At 23.7% G+C, this 7630-nt stretch carries 12 protein-coding genes; 4 read left to right on the top strand and 8 right to left on the bottom strand.

Annotated elements, in window-relative coordinates; translation table 11 throughout:
* Positions 1–37: 37 nt before the first annotated feature.
* From HMPREF0202_RS14010 to HMPREF0202_RS13985, 6 genes are all read right to left on the bottom strand, one after another.
* Complete coding sequence (locus tag HMPREF0202_RS14010; protein ID WP_023049753.1) at positions 38–442, bottom strand: hypothetical protein; 405 nt, start codon at positions 440–442, stop codon at positions 38–40.
* Positions 435–701: a hypothetical protein gene (locus HMPREF0202_RS14005; RefSeq protein ID WP_023049752.1), complete on the bottom strand. Its 267-nt coding sequence runs from the start codon at positions 699–701 to the stop codon at positions 435–437. Before HMPREF0202_RS14005 ends, HMPREF0202_RS14010 begins: the two co-directional genes overlap by 8 nt.
* Before the next feature lie 17 nt (positions 702–718).
* Complete coding sequence (locus tag HMPREF0202_RS14000; RefSeq protein ID WP_023049751.1) at positions 719–1231, bottom strand: GNAT family N-acetyltransferase; 513 nt, start codon at positions 1229–1231, stop codon at positions 719–721.
* Positions 1232–1464: 233 nt separating this feature from the next.
* A complete protein-coding gene (locus tag HMPREF0202_RS15170; RefSeq protein ID WP_147524954.1) occupies positions 1465–1617 on the bottom strand; it encodes an SEC-C metal-binding domain-containing protein in 153 nt (50 codons plus the stop codon).
* Between the two features lie 119 nt (positions 1618–1736).
* Positions 1737–2117, bottom strand: a complete 381-nt coding sequence (locus HMPREF0202_RS13990) for a hypothetical protein (RefSeq protein ID WP_023049749.1) — start codon at positions 2115–2117, stop codon at positions 1737–1739.
* Positions 2092–2337 carry a hypothetical protein gene (locus HMPREF0202_RS13985; protein ID WP_023049748.1) on the bottom strand — a complete coding sequence of 82 codons (246 nt, stop codon included), beginning with the start codon at positions 2335–2337 and terminating at the stop codon, positions 2092–2094. The genes HMPREF0202_RS13990 and HMPREF0202_RS13985 overlap by 26 nt, the downstream gene beginning before the upstream one ends.
* Before the next feature lie 258 nt (positions 2338–2595).
* Between HMPREF0202_RS13985 and HMPREF0202_RS13980 the strand changes: the two genes are divergently transcribed.
* Genes HMPREF0202_RS13980 through HMPREF0202_RS13970 form a run of 3 tightly spaced genes read left to right on the top strand, consistent with a single transcriptional unit; the run spans position 2596 to position 4434 of the window.
* Entirely contained in the window at positions 2596–2877 is a 282-nt protein-coding gene (locus HMPREF0202_RS13980) for a plasmid mobilization protein (RefSeq protein ID WP_023049747.1), read from the top strand.
* Complete coding sequence (locus HMPREF0202_RS13975; protein ID WP_023049746.1) at positions 2856–3995, top strand: relaxase/mobilization nuclease domain-containing protein; 1140 nt, start codon at positions 2856–2858, stop codon at positions 3993–3995. The genes HMPREF0202_RS13980 and HMPREF0202_RS13975 overlap by 22 nt, the downstream gene beginning before the upstream one ends.
* Positions 3967–4434: a hypothetical protein gene (locus HMPREF0202_RS13970; protein ID WP_023049745.1), complete on the top strand. Its 468-nt coding sequence runs from the start codon at positions 3967–3969 to the stop codon at positions 4432–4434. Before HMPREF0202_RS13975 ends, HMPREF0202_RS13970 begins: the two co-directional genes overlap by 29 nt.
* A gap of 73 nt (positions 4435–4507) precedes the next feature.
* Here HMPREF0202_RS13970 and HMPREF0202_RS13965 read toward each other — a convergent pair whose 3' ends face one another.
* A complete protein-coding gene (locus tag HMPREF0202_RS13965; RefSeq protein ID WP_023049744.1) occupies positions 4508–5212 on the bottom strand; it encodes a hypothetical protein in 705 nt (234 codons plus the stop codon).
* Positions 5213–5525: 313 nt separating this feature from the next.
* Complete coding sequence (locus HMPREF0202_RS13960; RefSeq protein ID WP_023049743.1) at positions 5526–6053, bottom strand: PBECR4 domain-containing protein; 528 nt, start codon at positions 6051–6053, stop codon at positions 5526–5528.
* Between the two features lie 600 nt (positions 6054–6653).
* Between HMPREF0202_RS13960 and HMPREF0202_RS13955 the strand changes: the two genes are divergently transcribed.
* Positions 6654–7630: replication initiation protein (locus HMPREF0202_RS13955; protein ID WP_023049742.1), on the top strand; the 977-nt coding region annotated here is incomplete at its 3' end.

Genomic DNA, 7630 nt, shown 5'->3' with positions numbered 1-7630 from the left:
TTTAGAATTTACACAAAATTTGAAGAAGACTCTACTTCTAATTTAATAGTGAAAAATTCTTATATGTTGATATTTTTATTTTTTCTTCGGGTAACCATGGAATATAAATAAAATCTATTTTAGGATATTGTAACATTAAATTTTCTAAATATTGAAACGTTATAAAAGAAGCAATAATAATTTGTGAAGTTTGAATATTATTATTTTTACTTTTAAAAGATATTAGATTTAATATTTTTTTTTGATTTTCATATTGAACTTGAATAACTTTCTTTTTCTTTAAACTATTTGTAATATCCATTCCAAGAACATCACTTATAATTCCATCAACTTGATCTAATAGTTCAACAGCAATTGTTATATTATCATAATTAGTAATACTATAGTGTATTGCTTTTTCAAATGAAGATTTAAATGAGTCAGATACAATAAATTTATTCATGTATTCCTCCGAAATTCAAAATTAATTTTTTAATTTGATTTTTTTTTTTTGAAATTTTAATATTATTAGATTTCTCGTTTTCTCTTGAAGTTTTAGTATTTTTATTATGACTGCAAAAATGAAAATCATTAAGTTTAATTTCTATAAACTCTTCTTTTTGATTAATATTTTGATTAATGTTTTTTTCTATAATTTTTTTACTTGAACGAAGAATTTTTTGATATTCATTAGATTCAAAATAAATTATTTTATCATTCATTTTTTATCACTCCTTACTTAAAAAATTAAAATATATTCATTGGTAGACTCTATTTCTTTAAAGCCAAAATGTTTATAAAATTTTGCTATATCTTGATTTAACGGAGTTAAAATAATTCCACTTATACAGTTATATTTTTTACTTAATTGAGAAATATTATTTATAATATATGTAAAAACGGCTGTTCCTATTTTTTGCCTTTGGTAAGTTTGGCTTATTGCAAAATAATCTATATTCACAAACGTTTGAATTTCATTTTCGTATCCTCTTCTATTAAAATTAATATTTTGAAAATAAAAAGAAAAAAAACCAATATACTCGTTATTATAAAAAATTTCAAAAATTCCTCTAAATTTATTTTCATGACATAAAGAAGAGGAATTCTTTATAAAATAATCAAGTTGGCTATAAGAAGAATTAGAACTTTTAAATGTATTTCGTTCATTAATTAAATTGCTATTGTATAAATGAATTTCCAAATCTAGTGAAGTATTTGTATTTGGATTGGTAATTTTTATTTTTCCCTCCATATAATCTCCTGTATTAAAATTTTCAATTAATTTTAGTATATCACTTTAAAAAAAAAAATAAAAGTTATAATTTGTTAAAATAGATTGTTTCAAATTACTTAAAAAAATTAAGATAAAATCTATTGAAACATTTTAAATTTTTAACTTTTTTTAGAAAAAAAGCTACCCTAGTGAGTAGCCATTTGACTTTATTGAGAAAGTTACAAATTTGGTGCCGAGGATCAGAAAATATTTTATTTTTTTAAGCTATTTATTATTTTTAATTCTTTCGGCTCAACATATTTATTAAATAAAATTTTATAGTGAATACCATTTATATCTTCATCTAAATGGCATTTTTTATATTTTTTTCCACTTTGACACCAGCAAAGAGCATTTCGCTCCATTCGTGGTTTTAAATATACCTTCAATTTTTCTAATTTAAATTCTTCATTTTTGATTTTTAAAAAAGTATATTTATCTACTGGATTTTTAACAAGTGTAATGCAAATAAGTTGAGCATCTTCTATAATTCGTTGACATAAATTACCATTATAAACTTTTCCAAAATTATGACACAAGAATTTCTAACATTATATTCTTTCCCACAAATTGAACATTTTGATGATTTTATTATCATTTCTCTACTACTAAAAATATAATATGGAAATAAAAGCTCAAATTTATCTAAAGTTTCTTTTATGTATTGAATATTAAAAGCTTCAGTACATAAAAATGGATTATTTTTTAGACTATTAATCATAATTTGAGTTTCTTCCATTAAATTCCAAGCCTCTTCATACTTTGACTTATTTTTTAAAAAATCAAAAATCTCAAAAAAATTTACTTTAATATAAAAAACAGTTTTTAAATACCATAATTTATTTTTTAAACTTAGATTCAACATATTTAATCATAATTTCTAAATCTTTATCAGAAATATTATCGATATATTTTTCAACCAATTTAAAATATGGTTTTAATCTTTGTTCTTTTTCTCTTTTTTCAAGAGCTTTTATTTTCTTATTTGCTTCTCTAATGGCCTTCTGTTTTTGTTGCTTAATTTCTTCTTTTAATTCTGTAATAGTTTTTTTATTTTTTTTCTCACTAAAATTATTTTCAATCATTTGTAATTCCCCCCTTTTACTTTTATTAATCTTAGTATAGTATTAATGTTTACAAGTGTCAATAATAGCTGATATAATTGTGGGTGAAAATTACTAAGGCAAGTTTACTACTTTTGCCGTCAAAAACTTCGTTTTAGTCGTCAAAGTAGAACTTGTAAAGGTGGGGCATAGCCCCCCTTTAATCCCCCCATTAAGTTAAATAAAAACTCCCCTATAAAAACGGGTACTTTTTATTTAACTTTTAAAGGAGTTGAAAAGATGAAAAAATTAACAGTAAGACTTGATGAAGATGATTACAATTTATTAGTAGAACAATGCAAAATTTTGGAATGTACCCAAAACCAATTTTTTAGAGAACTTTTAAGAAAAAGTTTAGCTACAGATATTGAAGAATATAACACAACATTAAAGGAGATTTTTAAGACTCTAAAAATAGCTTCAAATAACCTTAACCAAATAGCTAAAAAAAGTCATTATTCTAATGATGTAGAAGCTATAAAAAAGGAGCTGAATGAGCTATGGCAATCCTTAAAGGAATAGGTAATCCAAGTTCAAAAAGTGGTGGAGCTAAATCTACTTTAGAATATGTGGGAAAAAAAGCAGCTTTAACAAAAGGAATTTATTGTTCTAATGATTGGAAAGAAGCCTTTAATGATTTTCAAAATACTAAAGAGTTTTATAATAAAGAAACTGGTCGCCAATATCTTCATTATGTCCAATCTTTTAAAGAGGGAGAAGTTACTCCTGAAGAAGCTCTTGAACTTACAGAAAAATTTTGTAATAAAGTTATAAAAGATAACGAGGTTTTTTTAGCAGTTCATACAGATCAAAAACATACCCATTGTCATGTGATTGTTAATTCAGTTTCTTATGTTGACGGACATAAATTCCAATGCTCAAGAAATGATTTAGAAAAATGGAAAGAAATTTCTAATGAAATTAATAAAGATCATGGATTAGAAATACCTCAAAAAACAACTGAACAAGGTAAAATTATTGCTTGGAAAAAAGAACAATATATGGCTCTAAAAAAATCTTTAAAAAATAAAGAGGTCCCAAACGATAGTTTAAATCTTGTTAATTCAATTTTAGAAATATCAAAGTGCTGCCAAAATAAAAATGAGTTTATTGAAAAAATGGATTCAAATGGTTATCAAGTAGATTGGCAAGATCATAAAAAAAATATTACTTTCACAGTTTCAGAAAATATTTTAACTGGAAAGAAAAATAAGTTTAGATTAAATACTTTAGGTAAAACTTTTAATCATGAAATATTGAGTAAGGAGGGGTTGGAAAATGAATTTTCTAAAACAAGAGAGCAATATGAAAGACCAGAGTTATCAAGAGTTAATACAGGAAAACAACCAATTGAAAGAACTGCTAATGAACTATCAGAACACCAACAGGAAGCAGGATTTAGAACTAAAGTTGATGATAGAGCAATACAACAAAATGGAATCATCACTAGAGAAAGCTTTAGAGAAAGTTTTGGACTTAGAAGAGTCAATACCCTTGATGATAAAAGACATGAAAGAGAGTCAAAGCGATTGGCTGAAGAAAGTGAACGAGAACTTAAATCAAGAAATGAACAACAACAAAGAAGTTCTAATAAAATCAAACGAAAAATTAATGACAGAGGCTTCGACATTACTGACTAATATTTCTAACCTAGAAACAAAAATTAAAGATAATACTAAGGTTCTAGATAATGCAAATAATATTGTTACTAATTTTAACACTGACAGTAAAAATGTTTTGGAAAATATCAGAGATAAATATCGAGAAAACTTTTGGAAAAATCTTTTAAAAATTGGAGGGATCAGTTTTATTCTTAACGGAGTAATTATTGGTTTTTTCTTATGGATAACAAATCTTAATTATAACAAAAAATTAATAGTTAGAGAGAGTCAAATCTATGAAAAGCTTATGCAAATAGATAGAGTTCAAAGGGGAGAAGCAAAGTTTTATTTTGATAAAAAAGATAATGCTTTGTACATCCAAGATGCAGAAAAAAGGAATGTTCCCAAAAAGTTAGAAGATGAAACAACTTATTTGATTGGATTTTGGCAAACAATTTGGAATAACTTATTTAAATAAAAATAAATAAAGAGCTAGAAGTGAAAAACTAGCTCTTTTAGTTCTATCGTTTATATTATAGGTTAACAACCTATTAAATAAGAGTAGGATCTTCTAAATCTGATAAGTAAACCTCAGCATTTATTTGATAAATTCCATTTCTATTTTCATATAAATCATTTCTTGGAGATTTTGGTGGCTGCTCATAAAACTTAGGTTTCCCAAGAAAAAATGTTCCTTGTTCCCTTAATGTAATTCTTTTTATTTCTTTTTCATCATCTCTTAATTTTGCTCTAAAATCACAAGAAGATAATCTTATAATTGCTAGTTTTGCATTATATTTTTCTTGTTGTTTTTTTAATTGTTCACGAAGATTTTTTATTTCAAGATCTATTTGACTTTGAGGAACTTTACTTTCCATTAATTCGTTATGTAATTTTTTTAGTTCTCTTCCTGCATAATCATCATAAGTTAATATTTTTTTAGAATATGCTTTATTTATGTATGTGGTTACACTTTTTACATTTTTATACAAAATTGGTGGTATAAAAATTTTAGGTAATTTATCTTTACCAGTTATTTCTTTATATTGCTTTCCCAGCTCACCAAGATTTTGACACAAACTATTAAAAAAATTTTCATCTGAAACTAGATAAGAATTTCTTTTATAAGTTTGGCTTAAGTGAATAGTACTTATAGAATCAATAATTTCACTGGATTCTATGATCTCTTCAATTATTTTGTATGCTTGGAAAAAAATTCTTCCTTCTGGAGTTGATTTTGTAAAAGGCATTCTCATAAAAACCTCCGAAAATATTTATTCCTAGACCATTTTTTTATATTATAGGCTATTAGCCTATAATATAAAAAAATCAGAAAAATGTCAATTATTAATTTTATAACTTTTCCCATTGAATTTTTTTTAATAATTTTGAAGAGGTTTTTAGATAAAAAATTAAATATCTTATTCTTCTTAAAATCGATTTTAAGGCACTTTGTGTTTTCAAGTCATATATTTTAACATAAAATCTATTGAAATCTTAAATTCAGCTATTTAAAGCGGTTTAAATTATATAAAAAAAGATTAACTCATTGTAAAAGTTAATCTTTTTTTAATTTATTGTTATAATTTCAAATTTTATAACTTTTATTTTTTTTTGATTTTTTATATATAGATCAATATTATTTGTTCGTTCATCTCTTATAAACCATGTTTCAGGATAATAAGTATTATCTTCAGCTAATCCCAAGTGTAAAATATGATTAGAATTGTCTTTGTAAATTATATATTTTGATTTTAGCTCACAATTTTGAATTAAAGTTTTGTTAAACTCGATAATAAAATCTGTTTCGTTTAACGATAATAAATCTATTATTCTTGTAAAATTAATTATTCTTGTTTCTACAATTTTGAACTTTTTATCTTTTTGTAATTTTTCTAAAGTTAATTTTCTATTTTTAATTTTTGAATAAATAAGTTCTGCTGGGAATGTTGAATAACTTGTATATTGGAATCCTAATAAATGCTTTAATCTTTTTTTAGCTATTTGGAACTCAATTATTTCACCAGTTTCTAATGTTATTTTAAATTTTTTTCCCTTTAGATGTTTTTCATATTCCAATATAATTTTTCTTAGCATTATTAAAATCCTCTCTAAAAAATTTAATAGATATGAAAAAAAGTCATAGATTTTATACTACGACTTTTTTTCATAATAAAATTATATTTTATTTTGTGGTAGTAGTCAATTATTAATAAATAATAATCAAACTTTAATTCTTGTTTTTTTATTGTCCCCAAGAGAAAGGAAAGGCTACCAACTCCTCTTTGTTAACGTACAAAACACGGATAACAATTCTATTGTTATCAATTTTATTATAATCTTTTTTTCAAAAAAAATCAAGAGTCTTTTCTTTAAAAGAATCTTTTATTCTTTAAATAATCTTTAAAAGATTTAGACATCATCTAGATATTGATTTTATTGACTTAGAATACTATAACTTACTACAACCTGTAACACTGTTTACTACAACCTGTAACACTACTTACTACAACCTGTAACATTGCTTACTACATTTTGTAACATTACTTACTACAACCTGTAACATTACTTACTACATTTTGTAACATTACTTACTACAAAAAATTGACTTGCGATAAATAATGTGGTATATCTTATTTATAAAGGCTTTTTAGGGAATCTTACTACATTTTGTAACATTTTATTTTTGGAGGAAAAATGGGGAAAGAAATTATTAAATATCACAATGATATGAATAAAGTTAGTTTTGCTGGATTCAAAGAAAAAGAATTAGATTTATTTTTTTCAATTTGTCAAAAAATGAAAGATAAAGGAACTAATGAAATTGTTTTTTCTTTTTCAGATCTTAGGAAATTATCTCAATATTCAAATCGAAGTATCGAAAGATTTTATTCTGATCTAGATCGAGTATATAAAAAAATGTTGGAATTAAACTTAAAATATGAGGATGAAAAAGAAATAAGACGTTTTGTTTTATTTAGTAGATACATTATAAAAAAAGATGAACAAATAATTATAATAAAAGCTAGTGAAGATTTTGAATATATTTTAAATAAACTTATAGGAACATTTACAAAGTTTGACTTAGTAGATTTTGTGAGTTTAAAAAGTGTTTATTCAAAAAATATGTTTAAATTGTTAAAACAATGGGAGAGCAAAAAAAATGTGAAATATGAGGTCCAAATATTAAGAGAAATACTAGGTGTTCCAAGTAAATATACAACATCAAATTTTAATGATAGAGTACTAAAGCCTATTATGGATGAGCTTCCAAAATATTTTAATGATTTATGTTTAGAGAAATTAAAAACTGGAAAAAAGGTAACTCATTTAAAATTTACATGGAGTAGTAGAAAAGAAGAGATAAAAGAAGTTGAAAAAATTGAAGTTGAAATATCTGAAAAATTAGATAAAGTTATCAAAAAAGGAATAAAAAATAGATTTTTAGCAAAATTATTAACTGTTAACAACATTGAAAAATTATTGAAAATATTTGAAGAAAATGACCTTATAAAAGGACTTTTATGGGCTTACAAAGAGGTTAGGCAAGATATAAGTACCCTTGAATATTTAATAAAAACTATAAAAACTGGAATAGAAAAAAAAGAGAAAAAAATTATAGTTAAACCAACAGAAAAAATTGAAAATATTTTTGATAAAACTTTTGAAGAAAT

This window comes from Cetobacterium somerae ATCC BAA-474 (assembly GCF_000479045.1).
GTDB classification, from domain to species: domain Bacteria; phylum Fusobacteriota; class Fusobacteriia; order Fusobacteriales; family Fusobacteriaceae; genus Cetobacterium_A; species Cetobacterium_A somerae.
The sequence above is the reverse complement of the archived record's forward strand: the minus strand, read 5'-3'. Positions and strand labels throughout refer to the sequence as shown.

What these genes read in the sequence shown, in the direction of transcription:
- HMPREF0202_RS14010 (WP_023049753.1), bottom strand. Translation starts at nt 442, where the DNA reads ATGAATAAATTTATTGTATCTGACTCATTTAAATCTTCATTTGAAAAA.
- HMPREF0202_RS14005 (WP_023049752.1), bottom strand. Translation starts at nt 701, where the DNA reads ATGAATGATAAAATAATTTATTTTGAATCTAATGAATATCAAAAAATT.
- HMPREF0202_RS14000 (WP_023049751.1), bottom strand. Translation starts at nt 1,231, where the DNA reads ATGGAGGGAAAAATAAAAATTACCAATCCAAATACAAATACTTCACTA.
- HMPREF0202_RS15170 (WP_147524954.1), bottom strand. Translation starts at nt 1,617, where the DNA reads ATGGAGCGAAATGCTCTTTGCTGGTGTCAAAGTGGAAAAAAATATAAA.
- HMPREF0202_RS13990 (WP_023049749.1), bottom strand. Translation starts at nt 2,117, where the DNA reads ATGTTGAATCTAAGTTTAAAAAATAAATTATGGTATTTAAAAACTGTT.
- HMPREF0202_RS13985 (WP_023049748.1), bottom strand. Translation starts at nt 2,337, where the DNA reads ATGATTGAAAATAATTTTAGTGAGAAAAAAAATAAAAAAACTATTACA.
- HMPREF0202_RS13980 (WP_023049747.1), top strand. Translation starts at nt 2,596, where the DNA reads ATGAAAAAATTAACAGTAAGACTTGATGAAGATGATTACAATTTATTA.
- HMPREF0202_RS13975 (WP_023049746.1), top strand. Translation starts at nt 2,856, where the DNA reads ATGGCAATCCTTAAAGGAATAGGTAATCCAAGTTCAAAAAGTGGTGGA.
- HMPREF0202_RS13970 (WP_023049745.1), top strand. Translation starts at nt 3,967, where the DNA reads ATGACAGAGGCTTCGACATTACTGACTAATATTTCTAACCTAGAAACA.
- HMPREF0202_RS13965 (WP_023049744.1), bottom strand. Translation starts at nt 5,212, where the DNA reads ATGAGAATGCCTTTTACAAAATCAACTCCAGAAGGAAGAATTTTTTTC.
- HMPREF0202_RS13960 (WP_023049743.1), bottom strand. Translation starts at nt 6,053, where the DNA reads ATGCTAAGAAAAATTATATTGGAATATGAAAAACATCTAAAGGGAAAA.